This window comes from Kitasatospora sp. NPDC096147 (assembly GCF_044763225.1).
GTDB lineage: Bacteria > Actinomycetota > Actinomycetes > Streptomycetales > Streptomycetaceae > Kitasatospora.
The window spans coordinates 340,625-364,111 of sequence record NZ_JBIWFX010000007.1; the positions used below are offsets into that span (position 1 = coordinate 340,625).

A 23,487-nucleotide genomic window follows, 5' to 3' on the forward strand; every position below is an offset into this window, starting at 1 on the left:
GAGCTCGCACCCATGGCCGCACCGGCCACCGCCGCCCCGCGCGTCCGCAGCCGGGCCAGACCAGCCGGCCGGCTGGGCCGGCTCGACCGGACGGCCTCGCCCTACCTCTACATCGCCCCGTTCTTCCTGGTGTTCGCCGTCTTCGGTCTCTTCCCCCTGCTCTACACCGGCTACGTCTCGCTGACCGGCTGGCGGGCCGACGTGCCCGGCAGCGAGGGCCAGTGGGTGGGCCTGGAGAACTACCGCCGGCTGCTGGAGGACCCGTTCTTCCGCAACGCCCTGCGCAACACCCTGGGCATCGGGGTGCTCGCCACCGTCCCCCAGCTGCTCATCGCCCTGGGCCTGGCCCACCTGCTCAACCACCGGCTGCGCGGCCGTACCCTGCTCCGGCTCGGCGTGCTGCTGCCGAACGTCACCTCGGTCGCCGCCGTCACCCTGATCTTCGTCCAACTCTTCGGCCGGGACTTCGGGTTGGTGAACTGGGTGCTCGGCGCCTTCGGCGTGGACCGGATCGACTGGCAGGCCGGCACGCTCTCCTCCTGGACGGCCATCGCCACCATCGTGACCTGGCGCTGGACGGGCTACAACGCGCTGATCTACCTGGCCGCCATGCAGTCCGTCCCGTACGAGCTCTACGAGGCGGCGGCGCTGGACGGGGCGAGCCGCTGGCGCCAGTTCCGCTCGATCACCGTGCCGATGCTGCGGCCGACCATCCTGTTCACCGTGATCGTCTCGACCATCGGAGCGCTCCAACTCTTCGGCGAGCCGATGCTGTTCAGCCAGCAGCAGGACCCGACCAGCGGCGGCTCGCAGCACCAGTTCCAGACCCTGGCGCTGTACTCCTACAGCCAGTTCTGGGGCCGCTTCAAGTACGGCTACGGCGCCGCGGTCTCCTGGGCGATGTTCCTGCTGATCGTCGGGATGGTGGCCGTGAACCTGCTCGCCGCCCGCCGCCTGAAGGGGGCCGAGGCCGAATGAGACGCACCGCTCGCACCACCAGGAGCCGTCAACTCGGCGCCGGAGCCTGGACGTACGCGGTCCTGCTGGCCGCCGTGCTGCTCTCCGTCTTCCCGCTCTACTGGACCGTGGTCGGCGCCTCCCGCAGCAACACCGAGATCAACGCCGTGCCCCCGGTGCTGCTCCCCGGCGGCAACCTCCTCCGCAACATCGGCCGGGCCTTCGAGCAGACCGACATGGGCCTGGCCCTGGCCAACTCGCTGGTGGTCTCCGGCACCGTGACGGTCTGCGTGGTGCTCACCTCCACGCTGGCCGGCTTCGCCTTCGCCAAGCTCCGCTTCCCCGGCCGCAGCCCGCTGCTGGCCGCCGTGGTGGCCACCATGATGGTGCCGACCCAGCTCGGCATCATCCCGCTCTACATCATGATGGCCAACTGGTTCCACTGGGCCGACCACCTCCAGGCACTGATCGTGCCGGCCGTGGCCAACGCCTTCGGGCTGTTCTTCATGCGGCAGTACCTGATCGGCGCCGTCCCCGACGAACTGCTCGACGCCGCCCGGATCGACGGCTGCCGCACCTTCGGCCTCTACCGGCACGTGGTGCTGCCCGCCGCCCGGCCCGCGATGGCGGTGCTCGGCATGCTGACCTTCATGGCCACCTGGAACGACTTCTACTGGCCGACCGTCGTGATGACCCAGCAGAACCCGACCGTCCAGCTCACCCTCTCCGAACTCGCCAGCGGCTACCTGCGGGACTACTCCCTCGTCCTGACCGGTGCCCTGGTCGCCAGCCTCCCCGTCATCGCGGCCTTCCTGGTGATGGGCCGTCACATCGTCGACGGGATCATGCAGGGAGCCATGAAGGGATGACCACCATCGACCGCCTGGTAGCCGGACTCGACCTGAAGCAGAAGGCCCGGCTGATATCGGGCGGCTCCACCTTCCGGACCACCGCCGAACCCGACCTCGGCCTCGGCCCCGTCGTCACCTCGGACGGCCCGGTCGGCGTCCGGGGCGAGCGCTGGGACGAGAGCGACACCGCCCTGCTGCTGCCGTCCGCCAGCTGCCTGGCGGCGAGCTGGGACGAGGAGCTGGTCGCCGAACTCGGCGGGCTGCTGGCCGCCGAGGCCACCCGCAAGGGTGTCCACCTGCTGCTCGCGCCGACCCTCAACCTGCACCGCTCGCCGCTCGGCGGCCGGCACTTCGAGTGCTTCTCCGAGGACCCGCTGCTGACCGGCCGGATCGGCGCCGCGTACGTGCGCGGGGTGCAGGCCGGCGGGGTGGCCGCGACCGCCAAGCACTACGTGGCCAACGACTCGGAGACCGAACGCCTCACCCTGGACGCCCGGGTGGACGAACGCACCCTGCGCGAGGTCTACCTCGCCCCGTTCGAGGCGGCCGTCCGGGCCGGGGTGTGGGCGGTGATGTCGGCCTACAACCGGGTGAACGGCACCCCGATGAGCGAGAGCCCGCTGCTCACCGAGCCGCTCAAGGGGGAGTGGGGCTTCGACGGACTGGTGGTCTCCGACTGGGGAGCCGTGCGCTCCACGGAAGGCCCGGGCGGCGCCGGGCTCGACCTCGCCATGCCCGGACCGAACGAGCACTGGGGCGAGCGGCTGGTGGCCGCCGTGGAGGCCGGCCTGATCCCGGAGGCGGCCATCGACGACAAGGTCCGGCGTTACCTCCGACTGGCCCACCGGGTCGGTGCGTTCGACCCGCCGACCGGGACGCCCCCGGCGCCCACGCCGACCGATCCCGCCACCCTGGCACTGCTCCGGCGGGCGGCCTCGGCCGGTGCGGTGCTGCTGCGCAACGAGGGCGGGCTGCTCCCGCTCGACCCGGCCCGGCTGCGGCGGATCGCGGTGCTCGGGCCGAACGCGGCCACCGCCCGGGCCCAGGGCGGCGGCAGCGCGGCGGTCTTCCCGGTCGCCACCGTCTCGCCGCTGGACGGGCTGCGGGCCGCCCTGCCGCCGGGCGTGGAGCTGCTGCACCTGCCCGGCGCCCGGACCGGTACCCGCCCCACGCCGGTCGAGGCCGCCGACTGCCGCGACCCGCGCAGTGGCGAGCCCGGCCTGCTGGTCCGCTACCTGGACGCCGACGGGCGGGAGCTGCACAGCGAGCGGCGGCTGAGCGGCCGGGTGCTCGAACCCTCCGTCAGCACCGACCTGACGGCCGCCCGGACGGTGGAGATCGGCACCGTCTTCCGGGCGACGGTGACCGGGCGCTGGCTGCTCGGGGTGATCGGCCTCGGGCAGGTGCTGCTCCGGGCCGACGGCCGCACGCTGATCGAGGAGTACGTCACCCCCGAGTCGGACGACCCGACCTACCTGCACGTCTCGCCCTCCTACCGGCAGGCGGAGCTGGAGCTGACGGCCGGTCAGGAGGTCACCCTGCTGGCCCGGCGGACGGTCGAGGCCGCGCACGGCCGGGCGTTCAGCCTGGCCGCCGACCCGCCGGGCGGCTCCGCCGAGGCGGCGGTGGCGGCGGCGGTCGAGCTGGCCCGGTCGGCGGACGCGGTGGTGGTGGTGGTCGGCACCACGGAGGAGTACGAGTCCGAGGGCTTCGATCGGCCGAGCCTGCGACTGCCGGGCGACCAGGACGCGTTGGTCGCGGCGGTGGCCGCCGCCAACCCGGCGACCGCGGTGGTGGTCAACTCCGGCGGGCCCGTGCTGCTGCCCTGGCGCGAGCAGGTCCGGGCGGTGCTGCTCGGCTGGTTCCCGGGCCAGGAGGGCGGCCACGCGCTGGCCGACGTGCTGCTCGGCCGGGCCGAGCCGGGCGGCCGGCTGCCGACCACCTGGCCCGGCACCGAGGCCGACGTGCCGGTGCTGGACACCCGGCCGGTCGACGGCGTGCTGACGTACGGCGAGGGCCTGGACGTCGGCCACCGGGGCTGGCTGCGGGCCGGTGCCGAGCCCGCCTACTGGTTCGGCCACGGGCTCGGGTACGGCCGCTGGGCGTACGCGTCGCTGAGGCTCCCTCAGACGGTCGCTCCCGGCGAGGCGTTCACGGCCTGGGTGACGGTGCGCAACACCGGCACCCGGGTGTCCCGGGAGGTGGTGCAGCTCTACCTGAGCCGCGCCGACAGCGCCCTGCCACGTCCGGTCCGCTGGCTGGCGGGCTTCGCCGCGGTGACGGCCGCGCCGGGCGAGCAGGTCGAGGTGCCCGTCCGGGTGGAGGCGCGGGCGGTGCAGCACTGGTCGGTGAGCGCGTGCGCCTGGGCCACCGAACCGGGCACCTTCACCGCCCTGGCCGGGGCCTCGGCCGGAGCGCTGCCGCTGTCCGGCGACCTCACCGTCGGGTAGCGGGAGCGGGAGCGGGAGCGGGGTCAGGGTCGGGTGGGCGTGGGCTCGGCTTGCCTTCAGGGGGAGACGGAGCCTTCCCGGCCGCGTCGGCTCGCCTTGTCTAGAGGGGGAGTTCGACCACCAGGGGGAGGTGGTCCGAGACCGTCGGCCTCGGCACCCGCACCGGCGGGAGCGGCCCGTGCGGGCCGAGGCCGGAGGTCAGGACGTGGTCGAGCTGGAGCCGGGGCCGGTGGGCGGGGAAGGTCGGGGTCCGGGCGGTGCCGCACCAGTCGCGGCCCAGCACCGCCGCCGGGACCCGGCCGGGGAGGTTCAAGTCGCCCAGCAGGACGTGCGGTCGGGGCAGGTCCTCGATCCAGCTCCGGACCGCCAGGAGCTGCCGCACGTTCCAGCCGGGGACGAAGGAGAGGTGCAGCGCGACCGCCGTGAACGGCCCCCGCCGCCCCTCCAGTACGGCGGCCAGCGCCACCCGGGGATGGTCGCGGACCACCCGGAGGCCGGCCCGGCCGGTGGCCGGCAGCACGGCGGCGACCGGCGGTTCGGCGAGCCGCCGTGCCCGCCAGTGGCGGACCGGCAGCCGGGACAGCAGCGCGATCCCGTGGGAGGGCAGCTCCCCGCCGGGTCCGGTGCCGGGCGGGCCGTACACCCGCAGGCCCGGAGCGGTCCGGGCCCGGGCCCAGCTCCGACCGGGCCGCGCGCGGGCGTGGAAGGCGGAGGCGTACCGCCAGTCGGCCACCCCGAGCGCCTCGGCGACCACCCGCGCCTGGTCGGTCCGCCCTGACCGGGGCTGTCGGCGGTCCAGCTCCTGAAGCACCGTCACCTCGGCGTCCAGCGCCGCCACCGCCTCGACCAGCGGCTCCACCGCGACCGGTGAGCCGTCGTCCCCCGGCACCCGCCCGTGCAGGACGTTGAAGGTCGCCAGCCGTACCGGACTCCTGTCGATCACGGCCTGACGCTACCTCAGCCGGGTGGTGGCGCCCACAGGGTGGCCGGTTCGCCGGACAGACCTGTCGGTGGACAGGCAAGCTGGACGGCGACGGGGAGAGGGGCGCGAACGGTGATCGAGACGATCGTCGCGGTGGTGGGGGCGGTCAGCACCCTGGCGGGTGTCGCGATCGGCATCGCGGGCTACCGCAGCCAGGCCGCGCTGGTCCGGCTGCAGACGGCGCAGCTGCGGCAGCAGAGCGAGGACGCCGAACGGGCCCGCCGCCTGGCGGAGGCGGCCGAGCGCCGCGCGCAGGCGGCGGAGCACCGCGCGGTGGAAGCCGGGCGGCAGCGGGCCGCGCAGGAGGAGGGCGCCGACCGGGCCCGCGAGCGGCAGTTGCTCCTCGTCCACGCCCGGCACTTCACCGTCGAGGCGGACGGCGGCGCGGTGCGGGCCGGTCACCGGGGCCGGTTCCCCGTGACGGACGTGCGGGTGTACTGGCGGGGTACGGACATCACCCCCGGTGGTCTCGGCCTGGACCTGTCCGGGCCCACGGAATTCGGGCCGGAGGACCCCCGGGCCGCCACCGTGGTCGCTGCGGTGCCGGGCCTGTCGGACGGGGCGAGGCCGGCCTTCGCCGACATCCACGTGGACTTCACCGACGTGCAGGGCCGCCGCTGGCGGCGCCGGGGGAACGGCGCCCTGCTGCTGCGCGGTGCTGACGGGGCGTGGGACTCGGCACCCACGGCGTGGCTGGACGAGGAGGCGGCGCGGACCGTGGACCCCCGGCCGTCCGGTCCGGAGAGCGAGGGGTACCCGGTGCCGCACCGGCCGCAGCCGGGCCGGCCGGTGCCGCACCGGCCGCAGCCGGGCCGGCCGGCGCCGCGCCCTCCGCAGCAGACACCGTGGGTGCCCGCCCAGCCGGAGCCCGGCACGGCTCCGGTGGTTGGGCTGCCCGCCCCCGTGACCGCACCGCCGTACGGGCGGGTCCCGCTCCCCGACGAGCGGCCCCTCCGCAAGCGGATGCGGAATCCCCGGCAGGACCTCGAGCCGAGCCCGGCGGCTCGGGCCTCGGCTCCGCCGCCGGTCCGGCAGGAGTGGGCGCAGCCCGTCGCCCCGGAGCATCTACGGTCCCTGACGGTTCCTCTGCTCGCCCTCCTCGGGGTTGGCCTCGGCCTCGTCTGCCTGGTGATTCTCGCCTTCTAGGGCACGCGAGCGGTGAAAACACAACGTCGACAGGATCGTCGCAGGCGGTTAGCGTCGGCCGGGCGTTCGTGGGAGATCGCCCACGAAGGACCGGGAGTTCCCTGCGGGGAGCCGCACCTCAGGGGGTCGCATGCCGCAGCTCGCGCTGTACACGTTCGGAACGCTGACGGCGCCGCTCACCGATCCGGGGCCGCTCACCCGCGCGCTCTACGACGTCGGCGAGCAGGTCTACCGGACGATTACCGCGCATCCCGGCTACCTCGGGCACGCCGAGCCGGTGGCGGCCGACCGGGGCCGGCTGTTCGGAGCCGACTGGGGCGTCTGGGGGGAGTTCGTAGTGCCCACCTGGTACGAGAAGGGCCGGACAGTGGAGTCCACGGCACTCGCCGCGACGCTCTCCCTCTGGACGGACCCGCGCTCCGCCTTCGACGCCGTCCACACCGGCCCGCACCGGGAGGCGCTGAACCGTCGGCGCGACTGGTTCGAGCGGGCGGGCCATCCGAACCACGTGCTCTGGTGGACACCTGACGGTGCGACACCCCGCTGGCAGGACGGAGTGTCCCGGCTGGAGCACCTCTACGAGCACGGTCTGGCGCCGGACGCCTTCACCTTCCGCCGGGCGTTCACCCCGGAAGGGAGTCCGATCGGGTGGAATTGAGGGGCGGTCAGCAATGGGGGCGGTCTCCCTGTACTTGATGGCCATGTCGGCGTCGGCGCCGCCCCGAGGTATTGCCGGCCGTGTCTAAATCGTGCCAAGGCCCGCCCCGGCGACCGGGGCGGGCCTCGAACCCTCCTTCAGTGCTACCGCTTACGCGACTGCGTCGAGCTCGATCTGACCGACCGCCAGGTCAGCGACACCCCGACGAGGATGCCGAAGACAGTCAGGTAGAGCAGCAACCGCATAGCCAGGTGGCCGTCGAAACCGGTCACCACGCCGGACATCGACAACCCGTAGAGCCGGTCCTCCCGTAGCAGTCGGCCCGACATCGCCCGAGGCCCACGCCCGTCCGGTGAAGGACGGGGTGGGCCTCGGCGGTTGTCGGGGTGTCAGTGCCAGTGCGCGTAGTCGGCCGGGGCGTTCTCGTACGGGGCCGGAGTCGGGGCCGGGACGGCCGGTGCGCGGTGGCGGGACGGGCGGAGCGGCCACCAGAGGGTGCGGCCGAGGAGGGTGGCCAGGGCGGGGACCAGGGCGAGGGAGAGGACGAAGGCGGAGAGCAGGATGCCGAGGGTGAGGGCGAAGGCGACCTGGGCGCTGCCGGGGGTGGTGGCGAGCGAGGCGAAGGAGCCGGCCAGCACCAGGCCGGCGGTGGCGATGGTGGGGGTGGTGTGGCGGACGGCGCGGGCCACGGCGGAGCGGGCCGGGCCGGGACGCTCCATCTCCTCGCGGATCCGGTCGGTGATCAGGATGTTGTAGTCGGTGCCGAGAGCGACCACGAAGAGGAAGAGGACCAGCGGGAGGGTGAAGCTGACGCCGGGCTCGCCCAGGCCGTGTTGGAAGAGCAGGGTGGAGGCGCCCAGGGTGGCGGCGAAGCCGAGGCCGACCGCGAGCATCAGGACCAGCGGGGCGAGCAGGCTGCGCAGCAGCAGGAGCAGGATCAGGCCGATCAGCGCGGCGGCGACCGGGAAGACGATCCGCAGGTCGCGGTCGACGGCGTCGGAGACGTCGGCGAAGATCGCGGCGGTGCCGCCGACGTGCGCCTCGGCCCCGGTGGGGGTGTGCGCGGCGACGGTGGCGCGGACCGGGCCGGAGGCCAGTTCACGGGCCCGGGCGCTCTGCGCGTCCGCGCTCAGGTAGAGGTCGATCCGGGCGGCCCGGCCGCCCTCGGCGAGCACGGCGGGGGCGACCTGGCCGACACCCTCCGTACTGCTCAGGGCCTTTGACAGACCGTCGAGCCCGGCGGCGGACAGGCCGGAGCCGGTGAGGTAGACGCTGGTCGGGTCGGAGACGCCGGCCGGCAGGGTGCGGGCGATCTCGGCGGCGGTGGCGGCGGCCGGGGTCGAGGTGGCGGCGGGCTGGCCGTAGTTCATCCGGATGCCGAGCACACCCGCCGCCAGCGCGGTGAGCAGCGCGACCGAGCCGAGCAGCACGGCCAGCGGGCGGCGGGCCACCAGCAGCCCGAAGCGTTCGGCGCTGGAGCCGGGAGCGGGCTGCCGGCGGAGCGAGCGGGAGGGCCAGAACATCTTCCGGCCGCAGGCGGCGAGCAGGGCCGGCATCAGGGTGAGGCTGCCGAGCAGCATGACCAGCACCGCGACGGCGATCGCCGGGCCGAGCGAGCGGAACTGGCCGAAGCTCGCCACGCCGAGGGTCGCGAAGGCGGCCACGATGGTGAGCGCGGCGGAGGTGATCGCGGTGCCGACCCGGCCGGAGACCTCGGCGGCGGCCTCCCGGGCCGACTGCTCGGGCCGGGCCCGGAGCTGCTCGCGGAAGCGGAAGAGTAGGAAGAGCAGGTAGTCCACGCCGATGCCGAGCAGCACCACCGAGATCAGGCCGGGGGTGGAGGCGTCCAGCCGAAGGCCCGTCAGGGTGGCCATCCCGGCCACCGCGCCGCTGGCCAGGCCGCCGATGAAGGTGACCGCCAGCAGCGGGAGCACGGCGGCCAGCACCGAGCGGAAGACCAGCACGTTGAGCAGCACGATCAGGGCCACCACCAGGGCGCCGCCGACCACGGTGGCGGTCCGGTTCGCCTCGACGGTGTCGGACATCTCGGCCAGTGCACCGGTGTAGCCGGTGCGCAGCCCGTCGGCGGCGAAGCGCTCGCGGGCGTCGTCCCGGAAGGCGCGGAACACCTTCTGCACGCCCTCGTCGGTCTGGTTGCCCGTCAGCTCCACGGTCAGCAGGTCGAAGGAGCCGTCGGGGGCCCGGACGGCCGGGGCGAGCTTCGGGGTCTGCGAGCGGTCCGGCACCAGGAGGGCCGGCTCGCCCTCCTTGCGCGGCATCTCCACCCGGTGCGCGGCCAGCTCGGCCGAGCGGGCGGTGACCTTCTGCCGGTCGGCGGCGGTCAGCGGCTTGCCGTCGGCCCGGGCGACCAGCACCGTGACGGTGGTGGCGTCCGGCCGCAGCCCGAAGTGCTCCTCGGCGATCCGCAGCGCGGCGGCCGAGTCGTAGCTCGCTGGCAGGAAGTCGCCGGTGCGGGCCTGGGTGACGCGGGACAGCAGCATCGGGCTGAGCACGCCGAGGGCGAGGCCCAGCACCGTCCAGAGGGCGATCACCCGCCAGGGCTTCCTGGTCGAGTACCCGGTCAGTGCGCGGATCACGTGTGCCTCCGACGGACCGCTGCGGCGGCCCGTTTCGAGTGGTGGAGCCGGGGGTTCCCGGCCTGCTCACAGCACATCAGCGGGAATCGGGCCGGGCGTCGTGGCAGCGGACGATCCGTGACGGGGCCTCAGCTCCCCGGGCCGGCCCGCACCCGGGACCGTGGTCCCGGTCCGGCGGTCCGGTGATCCGCCGCGGGGACCATGCCGACCACTCCCGGGCGCTGACAGAATGGGCGCATCGACGCTGATCAGCGGCCCCGTCCCGGACCCGGGCGGGCCCGGTACGGCGGACACCGGGACGGCGAGCGCCGGGTCGGCGGGCACGGAGGGACGGACATGGACGGGCGAGCACACCCCGGGAGCGCGGCCGAGGCCGAGGGGGTGCCGTGGACGCACACCGACGCGATGGTGGCGGCGGGGGCGTGCGCGCTCAACGTGCTCAGCTACGTGTTCTTCGGCGATCCCGGTGGCGAGCACCAGGTGAGTGTGGCGGGCCTGCTGCTGGTCGCGGTGTCGGCGCTCCCGCTGCTCTTCCGCCGCAGCCACCCGGTCCCGGTGCTGGCCGTGGTGGTCCTGCTGGACGTGGCGGCCACCCTGCTGCTGCACCTGCCCACCCACTTCGGCGCCGCGCTGATCATCAGCGTGTACTCGGTGGCCCGGGCCTGCCCCGCGAGGGTGACGGCCGTCGCGACGGCGAGCGGGGCGGCCCTGCTGGCCTGGAGCCAGGCGTACGGCCGCACCGCCTCCTGGCAGGAGAACATCAGCCCGCTGCTCTCGGTGCTGTTCGTGGTCGGTGGCGCCCTGGCGGTGAACCGCTGGCAGCGCGAGGTGGCGGCCAACCGGCAGCTGCTCGCCGACCGGGCGGTGGCGGACGAACGCCGGCGGATCGCCCGGGAGTTGCACGACATCGTGGCCCACCACATCACCACCATGCAGCTGATGGCCGGTGGCGCCCGGGCCAACCTGGCCAACCCCGAGGTGGCCCGGGACGCCCTGGTCACCCTGGAGTCCTCCGGCCGGCTCGCGCTGCGCGAGATGCGGCAACTGCTCAACGTGCTGCGCACCGGCGACGAGCCGGAGGACGCCCCCGCCGCGCCGCAGCCCGGGGTGGACGACCTCGACCGGCTGCTCGCCGACTCCCGCGCGGCCGGCCTGCCGGCCACCCTCACCGTCGAGGGCACCGGTGCGGCGCTGCCGCCGACCGTCGGCCTGACGGTGTACCGGATCGTCCAGGAGGCGCTGACCAACGCCCGCAAGCACGCCGGCCCGGCCCGGGCCGAGGTGCGGTTGATCCACGGCCGGGACTCGGTGGTGGTGGAGGTCCGGGACGACGGGGCCGGGCCGGGGGCCGGGGGCCCGGGCGGCTACGGGCTGGTGGGCATGCGCGAACGGGTCGCCCTGCACGGCGGCGAACTGACGGCCGGTCCGGGACCGGAGGGCGGCTTCACGGTCCGGGCCGAGCTGCGGCTCAGCCCGGCGGAGGCGGCCGAGGCGGCCGTCCAGCGCGGGGAGGAGAACCGGTGAGCGGTGGAGAACCCATGAGCGGGGGAGAACCGGTGGACGCACGGACCGAGGGGGAGACCCGGGTGATCGAGGGGGAGACCCAGGTGATCAAGGTACTGATCGCGGACGACCAGCCGCTGGTGCGGCGCGGCCTCGCGCTGATCCTCTCGCCCGACCCGGCGTTCCGGGTGGTGGGCGAGGCCGAGAACGGCGAGCAGGCCGTGGCCAGGGCGGCCGAGCTGCGCCCCGACGTGGTGGTGATGGACATCCGGATGCCGGTGCTGGACGGCGTCGAGGCGACCGAGCGGCTGGCCCGCACGCTGCCCGGGGTGCGGGTGCTCGCGCTGAGCACCTTCGACATGGACGACTACGTGGTGGCCGCGCTGCGCGCCGGGGCGTACGGCTTCCTGCCGAAGGACGTCTCCCCGGAGGACCTGGCGGACGCCATCCGCACGGTGCACGCGGGTGATGCGGTGGTGGCACCCCGGCTGCTCACCCGGCTGATCTCCAGTCACGTCCGGGTCTCGCCCGCCGCCGCCCCGGCCGGGCCGGCGGTGGTGGAGGGTGGCGCGGCCGGGGACCTGACGCCGCGTGAGGTGGAGGTCTGGCGGCTGATCGCCACCGGGCTCGACAACGCCGCGATCGCCGAGGCGATGGAGCTCAGCCAGTCCACCGTGAAGAACTACATCACCAGCATCTTCGGCAAGCTCGACGTCCGGGACCGGGCCCAGGCGGTGATCGCGGCGTACGAGTCCGGCCTGGTCACGGCCCGGGGCGCGGGCGGTTCCTGACGCCGGTCCGGTACGGGCGGGCGCTCCGCGATCAGGCCACCGGGCAACCGGAACCGGACATTCTGCCGGTGGCCGATGCCGGCGCGCCCCGGGCCCTGCTTGTCTCGCGCTACCTGTCCGTCCGTCAACGGAGGAGCACGATGATCAGCAAGTGGTTCGCGGGGAGACCGGCCACCGTCCTGGGAAGCACCGCCGCCCTCGCCGCGCTGGCCCTGGGCACCGCCCCCACCGCCGACGCCGCCGGGATGAGCTTCGGCCCGTACGCGCTGCGCAACCTCGCCACCGGCAAGTGTGCCGACCTGCCGGGCTACGGCCCGGGCCGGGCCGACGGCCCGGTCAACCAGTACGACTGCAACCGCACCACGGCCGACAACCAGCTGTTCCGGCTGGACTACCTGAGCTCCGACTACGGGAGTTGGACCTTCACCGTCCGCAACACCAAGGACAACCTCTGCCTCGACGTCCCGGACTACGGCCCGGTGCCGGCCGGGACGCGGGTCAGCGAGTACGTGTGCGACGGGAGCGGGCTCGACAACCAGCAGTTCCGGCTGGTGGCACGGAGCACCGGCGGCTCCTGGATCGTCAACGTGGCGAGCGGACTGTGCCTGGACGTGGACGGTGTACGGACGGGCGGCAACGACGCCCGGCTGACGCTCTACCCCTGCAGTGACGCGGACGACCACGCCTGGGAGCTGGTCGACCCGCAGTAGACGGCCGGCCCGCCGCCGGGGCCGGGGCTCGGCGGCGGGCCCGTTCCACCGGCCCGCCCGGTCTCGCTCCTGACGTAGTGTCAGTGCCCACCGGGCCTGCGGGCCGCGGCAGTTCCGCAGGCCACGGTCGGGTGGAAGGGCATCGGGGGACCCGATTGGTCCAGACCTATTGACGTGCCCTTCGCCACGCCCCTACGCTCCGGCACGGCACATCCCCACATGTCCCCCACCTCACCCACGGCCGGGCGCCACGCCCCCACGCGTCGAGATCCCACGGCGCCCCGGCGGGAAGGGAGCACAGCATGTTCCGTCGGAGGCCCCGCACTCCGCGCCCGTCGGGCGGTCACCGTCCCGAGGTGGAGCGCGCCCCGCAGCCCGTCCGGACCACCCACGCCGCCCGGTCCACCGGCGCCGCCCGCCGCACCGTGGCCGGTCTGAGCGCCGCCGCCGTGGTCGGCGCCGGCCTGGTGGTGGCCGGCTCGGTCACCGCCGGGGCCGCCGCCCCGAACCTGGTGAACAACCCCGGCTTCGAGAGCGGACTCTCCGGCTGGACCTGTACGGCCGGCTCGGCCGGCGCGGTGGTCAGCAGCCCGGTGCACGGCGGCAGTTCGGCGCTCAAGGCGGCGCCCAGCGGCCAGGACACCGGCCAGTGCAGCCAGACCATCAGCGTGCAGCCCAACTCCCAGTACTCGCTGAGCGCGTGGGTCCAGGGCAGCTACGTCTACCTCGGTGCCACCGGCAACGGCCTGACCGGCACCACCTCCACCTGGACCCCGGGCACCGCCTCCTACGGCCAGCTCGCCGTCAACTTCGGCACAGGCGCGAGCACCACCTCGGTGACCATCTGGGTGCACGGCTGGTACGGCCAACCCGCCTACTACGCCGATGACTTCACCCTGACCGGCCCCGGCGGCAACAGCCCCTCGCCGTCCCCGAGCAACTCCACCAGCCCGTCCCCGTCGCCGTCCACCAGCACCAGCCCGAGCCCGTCCCCCTCGGTCTCCACCAGCCCCTCGCCCTCGCCCTCGCCGAGCAACACCGGCGGCGGTGGCGACACCTGCCCGACCAAGCCCAAGCCCACCGGCAAGGTGCTCCAGGGCTACTGGGAGAACTGGGACGGCGCCGCCAACGGCGTGCACCCGGGCATGGGTTGGGTGCCGATCACCGACTCCCGGATCGCCGCGCACGGCTACAACGTCATCAACGCCGCCTTCCCGGTGATCCTCTCCGACGGCACCGTGCTCTGGCAGGACGGCATGGACGCGGGCGTCAAGGTCTCCACCCCCGCCGAGATGTGCCAGGCCAAGGCGGCCGGTGCCACCCTGCTGATGTCGATCGGCGGCGCCGCCGCCGGCATCGACCTGAGCTCCAGCACGGTGGCCGACAAGTTCGTCGCCACGGTGGTGCCGATCCTGAAGAAGTACAACTTCGACGGCATCGACATCGACATCGAGACCGGCCTCTCCGGCAGCGGCAGCATCACCACGCTCTCCGCCTCGCAGTCCAACCTGATCCGGATCATCGACGGCGTGCTCGCCCAGATGCCGGCCGGCTTCGGCCTCACCATGGCCCCGGAGACCGCGTACGTCACCGGCGGCAGCGTCACCTACGGCTCGATCTGGGGCTCCTACCTGCCGATCATCAAGAAGTACGTGGACAACGGCCGCCTGTGGTGGCTCAACATGCAGTACTACAACGGCAGCATGTACGGCTGCTCCGCCGACTCCTACTCGGCCGGCACCGTCCAGGGCTTCACCAAGCAGACCGAGTGCCTGAACGCCGGCCTCAACATCCAGGGCACCGTCATCAAGGTCCCCTACGACAAGCAGGTCCCCGGCCTCCCGGCCCAGCCCGGCGCGGGCGGCGGCTACATGGCCCCCAGCCTGGTCAGCCAGGCGTACGGTGCCTTCGGCGGCCAGCTCAAGGGCCTGATGACCTGGTCGATCAACTGGGACGGCTCCAAGGGCTGGTCCTTCGGCGACAACGTCAAGGCCCTGCAGGGTCGGTGACCTGACCATCCGAAGCAAGTCCCCGCGCCCCGGCGACCGGTACCCCCACCCGGCCGCCGGGGCGCGGTGGTGTCCCGGCCCGGCCGAGGGGCCGTCCGGTGGTGCCGACGGAGGACAGCGGGCGTTCGTCGCACCGGAGACCCTCGCCGTGCTGCGGTACCACCTGCGGTGGATCCTCGGCGCTCCGTGAGCGGAGTGTCGGCGGTGGCCGCTAGCGTGTCGCCCATGATCGAGTTCACTGCGGAGACCTGGCCCGAACCCCCGCTCGCCGGCACCGAGGCGGCGGCGGTGCTGGGTGCGCTGGAGCGGCAGCGGGCCACCCTGGCCTGGAAGACCTCGGGGCTGGACGCGGCCGGGCTGCGCGCCACCCTCGGCACCTCGGCCGTCACCCTCGGCGGGCTGCTCAAGCACCTGGCCCACGTCGAGGACGGCCACTTCGCCCGGCTCTGGCTCGGCACTCCGGTCGGCGCCCCCTGGGACGCGGTGGACTGGGAGGCCACCCCGGACTGGGACTACCGCTCCGCAGCCGAGGACACCCCCGAGCAGCTGTACGCGCTCTGGCAGCAGGCGACCGACCGCTCCCGGGTGATCGTCGCGCAGGCCCTGGCGGAGGGCGGCCTCGACCAACCCGGCGCGTTCACCACCCGCACCGGAGAGCGGCCGAACCTCCGCCGGATCCTGCTCGACCTGGTCGAGGAGTACGCCCGTCACGTCGGCCACGCCGACCTGATCCGGGAGTCCGTCGACGGCCTCACGGGTGAGGACCCGCCCTTCTGACCGGCCTGCCCCCTGACCGTCCGCCCGGCGCCGACCTGACGGGTGGTCAGACGTTCACCTGGACCTCCACCCGGTGCCGGATGTAGTCGTCGGGGTGGGCCCGGGCGATCGCCGTCGCGGTCTCCACCAAGGCGTGCAGCTCCGGTCGGTAGGCAGCGGCCCGGAGCGGCAGGCCGGGGAGGATGCAGCTCCGGACGTCGAGGTCCTCGTTCGCGACGAACTCCCGCAGGGCGGCCTCGTTCCACTCGCGGACCAGGACGGCGCGGTCGGTGGCGCCGTCCTGCTCCAGCGCGCCCGGGTGCTCCGCCGACGGGCCGTCAGGGTCGAGGCGGAGCGCCGTCCAGTACCAGGCCCGGGCGGCCCCGGCCCGCTGGCGGTCGGTGCCGGACCGGAGACGCTCCAGCAGTCCGGCCCGGACCCGGCGGTAGCCGTAGGCGTTCATGGCGGGCTCGACGAAGGTGCGGTTGAAGCTCGGGTTGGGGTCCTGCACCGCTGCCTCCAACAGCACCTCGAAGGACTCCTCGGACAGCACCAACCCCCGCGCCCCGGCCTCCCGCACCGCCCGCCGCACCGAGTGCACCCAGGCCCGGGTGTCCCCGTCGGCGGGCGCGGGCCCGGCCTCGACCCCGGGGATGCGGGCCACCTCGGCCAGGCACCGCTCGAAGGTCACCCCGTCGTCCCCGGTACGTCCCGGCAGTGCCGCGAACGTCCGCGGCGTGCCCGTCGTCCTGCTCGGCTCGGTCGTCACGGCTTCCTCCCTGTGCACACGGTCCCGTGGAGGCTAGCCGACCAGGCGGCGGCGCCAGTCGATGGGGGTGACGGTGACGGCCCGCTCGGGAGTGCCGTCCCACACCGTGCGCAGGCCCACGGCGTGCAGGGCGGCGACCACCTCGTGGCCGACGGCGGTGGTGGTCGCGGCGGTGCCGTCGAAGCCACCGTAATGGAGCGTCAGGCCGTGCCCGGAGGCGGCGGCTTCGCCGCTCTGGGAGTGGAAGTAGACGAAGCCCCGGGAGCCCGGGGCCGCCTCGCCGCCGATCTCCGCCTGCCCGCAGCTGCGGCAGCAGGTGAAGTGCTCGCGGGCGGTGACGCCGCTGCGCTCCAGCGCGGCGAAGGCCCGGGTCAGCCGTTCGGGGCCGGTCTCGCCCTGCCAGCCGGCCTGCTCCGCGATGCGCTCCTGCCAGAGCTCCCGGGCCAGCGCCGCCGCCTGGGCGGGGGAGACGGGACGGCGGCCCGGGGTGACGAGGTACTCCTCGGCGAGCTCGGCCAGCCGGGCCGGGTCGGTGTATCCGACGGCCAGTTCGAGCCGCAGGCGGTCCTCCAGGGTGGCGCGGTCGGCCTCCGGCAGGTCGAGCGGGGGCACCTCCGGCGTGGGCGGGAGCGCGAGCCGTGCCCAGTCGACCCCGAGGTCCCAGCCGGCCGACTGCCGGGCCCAGCCGGTCAGCGCGCCGGTCACCGCCTTCGCCGTGGCCACCGTCGACTCGAAGTGCCGCTCGTTCGAGCCGTCGCGGTGCTCCAGGGTGTAGTCGCCGCCGGTCCGGTGCCAGACCTGGGCGAACACCTCCGGACGGTCCGGCAGCCGCTCCAGCACCAGGAAGTTGTCCCCGTCGGCGCCGATCCGCTCCACCAGCGCGGCCAACTCCCCGGCGGTGGGCCGGACGTGCCGGGCCCCGCTCTCCGTCTGCACCGTGATCTCCAGCATGCGGCCGACCCTGCCACACCGCACCGACGGCCGGTCAGGCGAGGTGCTGGCCGGTGGTGGCGGTGTGCAGGATCAGCAGCAGGGCCATCGAGGCGTTCAGGCAAGACATCGCCGAGACGGTGGTGCCGGCCACGCCGATCAGGGCTGCCAACCCGGCCGGGCTGGCCGCCGGGGGCCAGCGGCGGCCGACGGGGCCGGGGGCCAGCAGGGCGGCGACCCGGCGCGGGACGGGGCCGGGCGCGGCGAACTGGGCCAGTGCGGTGGGGCCGGTCGGGCGGGGGAGGGCGAGTGAGGCGCGGCCGACCGCCCGGGCGACCAGCCGGCGGTCCGCGACGGCCTCGGCGGCCTCCTCGTCGGCCCAGCGCTCGGCGGCGAAGACCACCGCGTCGCGGAGCGGGGCGAGGAACGGGTTCACCCCGGCGGCCAGCCGGACGGTCAGCAGGTGGCGGTGGTGACCGCCCGTCAGGTGGGCGCGCTCATGGGCGTACAGGGCGCGTCGCTCGTCCTCGTCCAGATGCGCCAGCATCGCGGTCGAGACCACGATCCGCCCGCCCCGGCCGGGCACCGCGTAGGCGTACGGGACCTCGTCGGCGAGCACCGCGACGTCGGAGCCTGCCCCGAGCGGGGCCACCGCCCAGCGGGCCCGGAGCCGGCTGCGCAGGTGGCGGCCGAGGATGACGGCGGCGGTCACCAGCACCACGGCCAGTGCGACGATCGCGCCGGTGCCGACGGCCTCGTCCCACGGCACCGCGGCCCGCACCTCCGGGTCGGCCCAGGCGTCGGGCAGCGGATTGCCCGGGATCTGTGCGGTGCCGACCACACCGAGCAGCCCGAGGCAGAGGGTGGAGCAGAGCGCCAGCACGCCGCTGATCCAGCTCAGCAGGCGGGTGGTGGTGCGTGGGTGGAGGTGCTGCTCGGCCAGCCGGGCGATCGGCAGCGCGGTCAGCGGCAGGATCAGCGGGAGGAACACGAAGACGCCCACGGCCCGCTCAACTCCCGCTCTCGGCAGCGGAGTCGGAGCCGAGCAGGGAGCGGATCAGCTGCTCGTCGTCGGCCGAGAGCGCGGTGACGAAGCTGGCCAGCACGGCCTGCCGGTCGCTCTCCGCGTCCAGCATCCGGCGCATCCGCAGGGCAGCCAGCCCGGCCCCGTCGGCGGCCGGGGTGAAGAGGTAGGCGCGGCCGTCCCGGACCCGGGTGACGGCCCGCTTCTCGTGCAGCCGGGTCAGGATGGTGATCACGGTGGAGTAGGCGAGCTCGCCGTCGAAGTGCTCCTGCACCCAGGCGGCCGAGGCCGGCCGCCCGGCCCGGTGCAGCACGTGCAGGATCTGGGACTCCAACTCGCCCTGCCCGCGCCGTCGCGGACGGTCGCCGTGGCCGCTCTCGGCTTCGCTGTCTCGCACCATTCGTCCTTTTCGGGCACGTCACGGGAGTGTCGGTCGTTCATCGTAGCGAGACCGTGCGGGGCGGGTCCCCACCGGGGAGTGGTGGGCGAACTTACGCTCTCTTTACTTCTACATTGCTGTAGATTTAAAACACCGTCAGAAGCCGAACCGAAGGAGACCGTTCATGGGCGTCAGCCTCAGCAAGGGTGGAAACGTCTCGCTCAGCAAGGAGGCCCCCGGTCTGACCGCCGTGGTCATCGGCCTCGGCTGGGACGTCCGCTCGACCACCGGCACCGAGTTCGACCTGGACGCCAGCGCGCTGCTGCTCGGTGCGGACGGCAAGGTCCGCTCGGCGGGCGACTTCGTCTTCTTCAACAACCTCAAGAGCGCCGACGGCTCGGTCGAGCACACCGGCGACAACCGCACCGGTGAGGGCGACGGCGACGACGAGCAGCTCAAGGTGGACCTGGCGGCCGTCCCCGCCGACGTGCAGCGGATCACCTTCCCGGTCTCGATCTACGACGGCGCCGGCCGCGGCCAGAACTTCGGCCAGGTCCGCAACGCCTTCATCCGGGTGGTGAACCAGGCCGGCGGCGCCGAGATCGCCCGCTACGACCTCTCCGAGGACGCCTCCACCGAGACCGCCATGGTCTTCGGTGAGCTGTACCGCAACGGGGCCGAATGGAAGTTCCGCGCCATCGGGCAGGGTTACGCCTCGGGCCTGGCGGGAATCGCTCAGGACTTCGGCGTCGCACTCTGACCGGGCACCACACCCGGCGAGAAGGGGGAGCAGCAGCATGAGCGTCAACCTCAACAAGGGCCAGGGCATCAGCCTGACCAAGGCCGACGGCGGCGCGCTGAGCGTGGTCCGGATGGGCCTGGGCTGGCGGGCCGCCGCCCCGAAGGGCTTCTTCGCGAAGCTCACCGCCCGGCCGATCGACCTGGACGCCTCCGCCGTCCTCTACAACAAGGGCGGCGGCCTGGTCGAGGTGGTCTTCTTCCAGCAGCTCACCAGCCGTGACGGCTCGGTCCGGCACAGCGGTGACAACCTGGTCGGCGGCAGCGGCGCGGGCGGCGACGACGAGACCATCCTGGTCGACCTGGCCCGGGTGCCGGCGACCGTCGAGCAGATCGTCTTCACGGTGAACTCCTTCACCGGCCAGACCTTCGAGCAGGTGCAGGACGCCTTCTGCCGCCTGGTCGACGAGTCGACCGGCGAGGAGCTGGCCCGCTACACCCTCACCGGTGGCGGGCCGCACACCGCCCAGATCATGGCCAAGGTCCGCCGCGAGGGCGGCGGTTGGAAGTTCTCCGCGATCGGCGAGCCGGCCAGGGGCCGGACCTTCCAGGACCTGATGCCGGCCATCGCTCCCCACCTGTGACACGTCTTCCGGCACCACCCGTATTGGAGAGAACCCCGATGGCCCTGTGGGACCGCCTCAAGCAGTCCGCCCAGACCATGCAGAACCAACTCGATGCCAAGAAGCACGAGTTGAAGAGCGGCGGCTTCCGCGACGCCTCGATGGCGATGTGCGCGCTGGTCGCGGCGGCGGACGGCTCGGTCGATCCGTCCGAGCGGCAGCGGGTGGCGGCGCTGATCGCCACCAACCCGGTGCTGCAGAACTTCGAGGCCGCCGACCTGCATCGCCGCTTCGACGACTACCTGACCACCGTCACCGCCGACTTCGAGCTCGGCAAGGTGACGCTGCTCCAGGTGATCGGCAAGGTCGCGAAGAAGCCGGTGGAGGCGCGCGCCGTGATCCAGATCGGCATCGTCATCGGCGGCGCCGACGGCGACTTCGACAAGACCGAGCAGGCGATCGTCCGCGAGGCCTGCTTCGCGCTGGCCATCTCCCCGGACGAGTTCGACCTCTGACGGACCGTCGGTCGGCGAGGGGCGGTACCGGGAAGCTCCGGTGCCGCCCCTCCGTGCTGCGGCGGAACGGGAGGTCCGGGCGCTCGGGCGGGCGACGGGCGGGCGTCAGGTGGTCGGGGCTGCGGGAGCCGGGACTGTGGGGGCGGCTGCGGCTGCGGCTGCGGTCGGGCCGGTGGCGGTGGCCGTGACCAGGGCGGGCAGGTCGGCCATCGAGGTGAAGACCGTGGCGCCCGGGCCTGTCAGCCGGTCGGCCGGTCGGCCCGGGTGAGGCCGCAGGCGAAGCCGAGGGAGCGCTGCCCGGACGGCCCTGCCCACGCCCGCTCGGGGCAGGCAGCAGCCGTCCGGGCAGTGCCGGGAAGGTCAGTTGAACCGGTCCGGGTGCGGGCCGGTGCGGAGGTCGCGGTCGGAGCCGGCGATGGCGGCCATCTCGTCGCCGGTCAGGGTGAAGTCGAAGACGTCCAGGTTCTGCCGGATGCGGGCCGGGGTGACGGACTTGGGGATCACCACGTTCCCGAGCTGGAGGTGCCAGCGCAGCACCACCTGGGCGGCGGACTTGCCGGTCCGGTCGGCGATGGCGGTGACGGCGGGGTCGGCGAGCACGGCGCCCTGGGCGAGCGGGCTCCACGCCTCGGTGACGATGCCGTGCTCGGCGTGGAAGGCGCGCAGCTCGGCCTGCTGGAGGCCGGGGTGCAGCTCGATCTGGTTGACGGCCGGGACGAGTTCGGCGGTGTCGAGCAGGCGGCGCAGGTGGGCCGGCTGGAAGTTGGAGACGCCGGCCGCGCGGATCCGGCCCTCGGCGGCGAGGCGTTCGACGGCCCGCCAGGAGTCCCGGTAGAGGTCGCGGGCCGGGGTGGGCCAGTGGATCAGGTAGAGGTCGAGGTGGTCGAGGCCGAGGGCGGCGAGGCTGGCGTCGAAGGCCCGGAGGGTGGCGTCGTAGCCCTGGTCGGCGTTCCACAGCTTGGTGGTGACGAAGAGTTCCCCGCGCGGCAGCCCGGAGGCGGCGAGCGCCCGGCCGACACCGGCCTCGTTGCCGTAGATCGCAGCGGTGTCGATGGAGCGGTACCCGGCGGCCAGGGCGGCGGTGACGGCGGCGGTGGTCTCCTGGTCGGGGACCTGGAAGACGCCGAAGCCGAGCTGGGGGATCTCGACGCCGTTGTTGAGCTTCACGGTGGGGACGGTCATGGCGGTGTCTCCTCGGGGGCGGAGGGGGGAGGGGGGTGACGGGTGAGGGGCGGCCGGGCGGGGTCAGCGGGCCGCGAGGGCGGTGAGCGCTGCGGTGGCGAAGGCGTGGTCCTGCTCGGGGGCACCGCCGCCGACGCCGAGGGCGCCGATCGGGCGCCCGGTCCGGTCGTGCACCGGGACGCCGCCCGCGATGAAGAGCAGCGGCCGGTCGAGGGCGGTGGTGAGCGAGTGGAACGGGCCGTCGGGCTTGACCAGGTCCACCAGGTCGGCGGTCGGGGCGTTCAGCTGGAGGGCGGTGTAGGCCTTGCGGGTGCTGGTCTCGCCGGAGATCAGCACCGCCCGGTCGTCCCGGCGGAAGGCCAGCAGGTGTCCGCCCGCGTCCAGCACGGTGATGCTGACGGTGGCGCCGGCGGACTCGGCGGCGACCCGGGCGGCGGAGACCAGGGCCTCGGCGTCGGCGGTGGTGAGGGGGGTGACGGCGGTGGTGTTCACGGTGGTGCTTCTCTCCGGGGGTCGGGGTGACGCTGCGTCAGTGGTGGGAGGGGGCGGGGACGCGGGCCGGGGCGGTCGGAGTGGTGGCCGCAGCAGGGGTGGTGGTCGGGGCGCCGGCCGGGGTGGTGGCCGGAGCGCGGCGCTCCAGGGCGGCCGACCAGAGGGCGAGGAGCAGCGCACTGGCGGCGAGCAGGGCGCCGACCCAGTTCGGGGCGGTGTAGCCGAGGCCGGCCGAGATGACCATCCCGCCGAGCCAGGCGGCCAGCGCGTTGCCGAGGTTGAAGGCGCCGATGTTGACGGCGGAGGCCAGGGTGGGCGCACCGTGGGCCTGGTCGAGTACGCGCTTCTGCAGCGGCGGGACGGTGGCGAAGCCGAGAGCGCCGACCAGCAGGAGGGTGACGGCGGCCAGTGCCTTGCTGTGTGCGGTGAGGGTGAAGAGGGCCAGCACCACGGCGAGGCCGCCGAGCGAGGCGTACAGCATCGGCATCAGGCGGCGGTCGGCGAACCGGCCGCCGATCAGGTTCCCGAGGAACATCCCGATGCCGAGCAGCACGAGCAGCCAGGTGACGGCGCCCTCGGAGTATCCGGCCACGTCGGTCATCATCGGGGCGATGTAGGTGACGGCGGCGAAGACCCCGCCGAAGCCGAGCACGGTCATCGCCATCGCCAGCAGCACCTGCGGGTTGCGGAAGGCACCCAGCTCGCGGCGCAGGTGCGCACCCTCGGGACGCGGCAGGGCGGGCACCAGGCGGGCGATGCCGAGCAGGCCGACCGCGCCGAGCACCGCGACGCCGGCGAAGGTGGCCCGCCAGCCGACCACCTGGCCGACGAAGGTGCCGAGCGGGACGCCGACGATGTTGGCCACCGTCAGGCCGGTGAACATGGTGGCGATCGCGCCGGCCTTCTTCTCGGGGGCGACCAACTCGGCGGCGACCACCGAGCCGATGCCGAAGAACGCGCCGTGGGCGAGCGAGGTGACGATCCGTCCGGCCAGCATCAGCGGGAAGCTCGGGGCGGCGGCGGAGAGCAGGTTGCCCACCACGAAGAGGCCCATCAGCAGCATCAGCATGGTCTTGCGGTTGATCCGGGTGCCGAGTGCGGTCATCAGCGGGGCGCCGAGCACGACGCCCAGCGCGTAGCCGGTGACCAGCAGGCCGGCGTGCGGGATGGTGACGCCGTAGTCGGCGGAGATCTGGGGCAGCAGGCCCATGATCACGAACTCGGTGGTCCCGATGCCGAAGGCCCCGATGGCCAGGGCGAGGAGTGCGAGAGGCATGAGAGGTGCCCTCCGTGCGATTGCTTGTGCGGCTTACGTGCTTCGACAATAGTTGCATGCGCTGGCTATCTGCAACTGCGGGCATTGCGCGACCAGGGATCGGCGGGGCTGGTGGCATTCATTGCATACGCGTGCTAGGTGCTTCAGCC

Annotated in this window: 22 protein-coding genes; 13 read left to right on the top strand and 9 right to left on the bottom strand. The window is 74.0% G+C overall.

Annotated elements, in window-relative coordinates; all coding sequences use genetic code 11:
* Nucleotides 1–12: 12 nt before the first annotated feature.
* The 3 genes from ACIRBX_RS23650 to ACIRBX_RS23660 are packed head-to-tail and all read left to right on the top strand — an operon-like array spanning nucleotide 13 to nucleotide 4,258.
* Nucleotides 13–978, top strand: coding sequence for a carbohydrate ABC transporter permease (locus tag ACIRBX_RS23650; RefSeq protein WP_402299136.1), 966 nt, complete (start codon nucleotides 13–15; stop codon nucleotides 976–978).
* A complete protein-coding gene (locus tag ACIRBX_RS23655) occupies nucleotides 975–1,826 on the top strand; it encodes a carbohydrate ABC transporter permease (RefSeq protein ID WP_402299138.1) in 852 nt (283 codons plus the stop codon). Before ACIRBX_RS23650 ends, ACIRBX_RS23655 begins: the two co-directional genes overlap by 4 nt.
* Entirely contained in the window at nucleotides 1,823–4,258 is a 2,436-nt protein-coding gene (locus tag ACIRBX_RS23660; RefSeq protein WP_402299140.1) for a glycoside hydrolase family 3 C-terminal domain-containing protein, read from the top strand. Before ACIRBX_RS23655 ends, ACIRBX_RS23660 begins: the two co-directional genes overlap by 4 nt.
* 100 nt (nucleotides 4,259–4,358) lie before the next feature.
* On the opposite strand, the gene ACIRBX_RS23665 is transcribed toward ACIRBX_RS23660, so the two are convergent.
* Nucleotides 4,359–5,201 carry an endonuclease/exonuclease/phosphatase family protein gene (locus ACIRBX_RS23665; protein ID WP_402299141.1) on the bottom strand — a complete coding sequence of 281 codons (843 nt, stop codon included), beginning with the start codon at nucleotides 5,199–5,201 and terminating at the stop codon, nucleotides 4,359–4,361.
* Nucleotides 5,202–5,312: 111 nt separating this feature from the next.
* On the opposite strand from ACIRBX_RS23665, the gene ACIRBX_RS23670 reads away from it, so the two are divergent.
* On the top strand, nucleotides 5,313–6,386 hold the full coding sequence (locus tag ACIRBX_RS23670; protein ID WP_402299143.1) for a hypothetical protein: 1,074 nt from the start codon (nucleotides 5,313–5,315) through the stop codon (nucleotides 6,384–6,386).
* A 130-nt stretch (nucleotides 6,387–6,516) separates the two neighbouring features.
* Nucleotides 6,517–7,044: a DUF3291 domain-containing protein gene (locus ACIRBX_RS23675; RefSeq protein ID WP_402299145.1), complete on the top strand. Its 528-nt coding sequence runs from the start codon at nucleotides 6,517–6,519 to the stop codon at nucleotides 7,042–7,044.
* 389 nt (nucleotides 7,045–7,433) lie between these two features.
* On the opposite strand, the gene ACIRBX_RS23680 is transcribed toward ACIRBX_RS23675, so the two are convergent.
* The gene (locus ACIRBX_RS23680; protein ID WP_402299147.1) at nucleotides 7,434–9,641 is read right to left on the bottom strand and encodes an MMPL family transporter; all 2,208 of its coding nucleotides are present in this window, start codon (nucleotides 9,639–9,641) and stop codon (nucleotides 7,434–7,436) included.
* 336 nt (nucleotides 9,642–9,977) lie between these two features.
* Between ACIRBX_RS23680 and ACIRBX_RS23685 the strand changes: the two genes are divergently transcribed.
* From ACIRBX_RS23685 to ACIRBX_RS23705, 5 genes are all read left to right on the top strand, one after another.
* Nucleotides 9,978–11,165 carry a sensor histidine kinase gene (locus ACIRBX_RS23685; RefSeq protein ID WP_402299149.1) on the top strand — a complete coding sequence of 396 codons (1,188 nt, stop codon included), beginning with the start codon at nucleotides 9,978–9,980 and terminating at the stop codon, nucleotides 11,163–11,165.
* Nucleotides 11,166–11,179: 14 nt separating this feature from the next.
* Nucleotides 11,180–11,935: a response regulator gene (locus ACIRBX_RS23690; RefSeq protein ID WP_402299151.1), complete on the top strand. Its 756-nt coding sequence runs from the start codon at nucleotides 11,180–11,182 to the stop codon at nucleotides 11,933–11,935.
* A 140-nt stretch (nucleotides 11,936–12,075) separates the two neighbouring features.
* Nucleotides 12,076–12,645, top strand: coding sequence for an RICIN domain-containing protein (locus ACIRBX_RS23695; RefSeq protein WP_402299153.1), 570 nt, complete (start codon nucleotides 12,076–12,078; stop codon nucleotides 12,643–12,645).
* 356 nt (nucleotides 12,646–13,001) lie between these two features.
* Nucleotides 13,002–14,654 (top strand): carbohydrate binding domain-containing protein, encoded by a 1,653-nt coding sequence (locus ACIRBX_RS23700; protein ID WP_402299155.1) that lies wholly within the window; start codon nucleotides 13,002–13,004, stop codon nucleotides 14,652–14,654.
* Nucleotides 14,655–14,879: 225 nt separating this feature from the next.
* Nucleotides 14,880–15,431 (top strand): DinB family protein, encoded by a 552-nt coding sequence (locus ACIRBX_RS23705; RefSeq protein ID WP_402299157.1) that lies wholly within the window; start codon nucleotides 14,880–14,882, stop codon nucleotides 15,429–15,431.
* A gap of 46 nt (nucleotides 15,432–15,477) precedes the next feature.
* Here ACIRBX_RS23705 and ACIRBX_RS23710 read toward each other — a convergent pair whose 3' ends face one another.
* The 4 genes from ACIRBX_RS23710 to ACIRBX_RS23725 form a co-directional block, all read right to left on the bottom strand.
* Nucleotides 15,478–16,101, bottom strand: a complete 624-nt coding sequence (locus ACIRBX_RS23710; protein WP_402299158.1) for a hypothetical protein — start codon at nucleotides 16,099–16,101, stop codon at nucleotides 15,478–15,480.
* A 111-nt stretch (nucleotides 16,102–16,212) separates the two neighbouring features.
* Nucleotides 16,213–17,130, bottom strand: coding sequence for a DUF6891 domain-containing protein (locus ACIRBX_RS23715; RefSeq protein WP_402299160.1), 918 nt, complete (start codon nucleotides 17,128–17,130; stop codon nucleotides 16,213–16,215).
* Between the two features lie 34 nt (nucleotides 17,131–17,164).
* A complete protein-coding gene (locus tag ACIRBX_RS23720) occupies nucleotides 17,165–18,112 on the bottom strand; it encodes a M56 family metallopeptidase (protein ID WP_402299162.1) in 948 nt (315 codons plus the stop codon).
* A gap of 7 nt (nucleotides 18,113–18,119) precedes the next feature.
* On the bottom strand, nucleotides 18,120–18,530 hold the full coding sequence (locus tag ACIRBX_RS23725) for a BlaI/MecI/CopY family transcriptional regulator (protein ID WP_402299163.1): 411 nt from the start codon (nucleotides 18,528–18,530) through the stop codon (nucleotides 18,120–18,122).
* A 166-nt stretch (nucleotides 18,531–18,696) separates the two neighbouring features.
* On the opposite strand from ACIRBX_RS23725, the gene ACIRBX_RS23730 reads away from it, so the two are divergent.
* From ACIRBX_RS23730 to ACIRBX_RS23740, 3 genes are read left to right on the top strand one after another with little or no spacing between them, the layout of a single operon-like run.
* Nucleotides 18,697–19,272, top strand: a complete 576-nt coding sequence (locus tag ACIRBX_RS23730; protein ID WP_402299165.1) for a TerD family protein — start codon at nucleotides 18,697–18,699, stop codon at nucleotides 19,270–19,272.
* A 37-nt stretch (nucleotides 19,273–19,309) separates the two neighbouring features.
* Nucleotides 19,310–19,894, top strand: coding sequence for a TerD family protein (locus ACIRBX_RS23735; protein ID WP_402299167.1), 585 nt, complete (start codon nucleotides 19,310–19,312; stop codon nucleotides 19,892–19,894).
* 38 nt (nucleotides 19,895–19,932) lie between these two features.
* Nucleotides 19,933–20,388, top strand: coding sequence for a tellurite resistance TerB family protein (locus tag ACIRBX_RS23740; protein ID WP_402299168.1), 456 nt, complete (start codon nucleotides 19,933–19,935; stop codon nucleotides 20,386–20,388).
* Nucleotides 20,389–20,748: 360 nt separating this feature from the next.
* Here the strand turns inward: ACIRBX_RS23740 and ACIRBX_RS23745 are convergent, their stop codons facing one another.
* The 3 genes from ACIRBX_RS23745 to ACIRBX_RS23755 all read right to left on the bottom strand — a co-directional run bounded on the left by ACIRBX_RS23745 (nucleotide 20,749) and on the right by ACIRBX_RS23755 (nucleotide 23,338).
* The gene (locus tag ACIRBX_RS23745) at nucleotides 20,749–21,570 is read right to left on the bottom strand and encodes an aldo/keto reductase (protein WP_402299170.1); all 822 of its coding nucleotides are present in this window, start codon (nucleotides 21,568–21,570) and stop codon (nucleotides 20,749–20,751) included.
* Nucleotides 21,571–21,633: 63 nt separating this feature from the next.
* Nucleotides 21,634–22,062: a heme-binding protein gene (locus ACIRBX_RS23750; RefSeq protein ID WP_402299172.1), complete on the bottom strand. Its 429-nt coding sequence runs from the start codon at nucleotides 22,060–22,062 to the stop codon at nucleotides 21,634–21,636.
* 37 nt (nucleotides 22,063–22,099) lie between these two features.
* Complete coding sequence (locus ACIRBX_RS23755) at nucleotides 22,100–23,338, bottom strand: MFS transporter (RefSeq protein WP_402299174.1); 1,239 nt, start codon at nucleotides 23,336–23,338, stop codon at nucleotides 22,100–22,102.
* Nucleotides 23,339–23,487: the final 149 nt, after the last annotated feature.

Bases quoted from the DNA above. Each gene is read 5' to 3' on its own strand.
- ACIRBX_RS23650 (WP_402299136.1), top strand. From the start codon at position 13: ATGGCCGCACCGGCCACCGCCGCCCCGCGCGTCCGCAGCCGGGCCAGA.
- ACIRBX_RS23655 (WP_402299138.1), top strand. From the start codon at position 975: ATGAGACGCACCGCTCGCACCACCAGGAGCCGTCAACTCGGCGCCGGA.
- ACIRBX_RS23660 (WP_402299140.1), top strand. From the start codon at position 1,823: ATGACCACCATCGACCGCCTGGTAGCCGGACTCGACCTGAAGCAGAAG.
- ACIRBX_RS23675 (WP_402299145.1), top strand. From the start codon at position 6,517: ATGCCGCAGCTCGCGCTGTACACGTTCGGAACGCTGACGGCGCCGCTC.
- ACIRBX_RS23685 (WP_402299149.1), top strand. From the start codon at position 9,978: ATGGACGGGCGAGCACACCCCGGGAGCGCGGCCGAGGCCGAGGGGGTG.
- ACIRBX_RS23690 (WP_402299151.1), top strand. From the start codon at position 11,180: ATGAGCGGGGGAGAACCGGTGGACGCACGGACCGAGGGGGAGACCCGG.
- ACIRBX_RS23695 (WP_402299153.1), top strand. From the start codon at position 12,076: ATGATCAGCAAGTGGTTCGCGGGGAGACCGGCCACCGTCCTGGGAAGC.
- ACIRBX_RS23705 (WP_402299157.1), top strand. From the start codon at position 14,880: ATGATCGAGTTCACTGCGGAGACCTGGCCCGAACCCCCGCTCGCCGGC.
- ACIRBX_RS23715 (WP_402299160.1), bottom strand. From the start codon at position 17,130: ATGCTGGAGATCACGGTGCAGACGGAGAGCGGGGCCCGGCACGTCCGG.
- ACIRBX_RS23730 (WP_402299165.1), top strand. From the start codon at position 18,697: ATGGGCGTCAGCCTCAGCAAGGGTGGAAACGTCTCGCTCAGCAAGGAG.
- ACIRBX_RS23735 (WP_402299167.1), top strand. From the start codon at position 19,310: ATGAGCGTCAACCTCAACAAGGGCCAGGGCATCAGCCTGACCAAGGCC.
- ACIRBX_RS23740 (WP_402299168.1), top strand. From the start codon at position 19,933: ATGGCCCTGTGGGACCGCCTCAAGCAGTCCGCCCAGACCATGCAGAAC.
- ACIRBX_RS23745 (WP_402299170.1), bottom strand. From the start codon at position 21,570: ATGACCGTCCCCACCGTGAAGCTCAACAACGGCGTCGAGATCCCCCAG.
- ACIRBX_RS23755 (WP_402299174.1), bottom strand. From the start codon at position 23,338: ATGCCTCTCGCACTCCTCGCCCTGGCCATCGGGGCCTTCGGCATCGGG.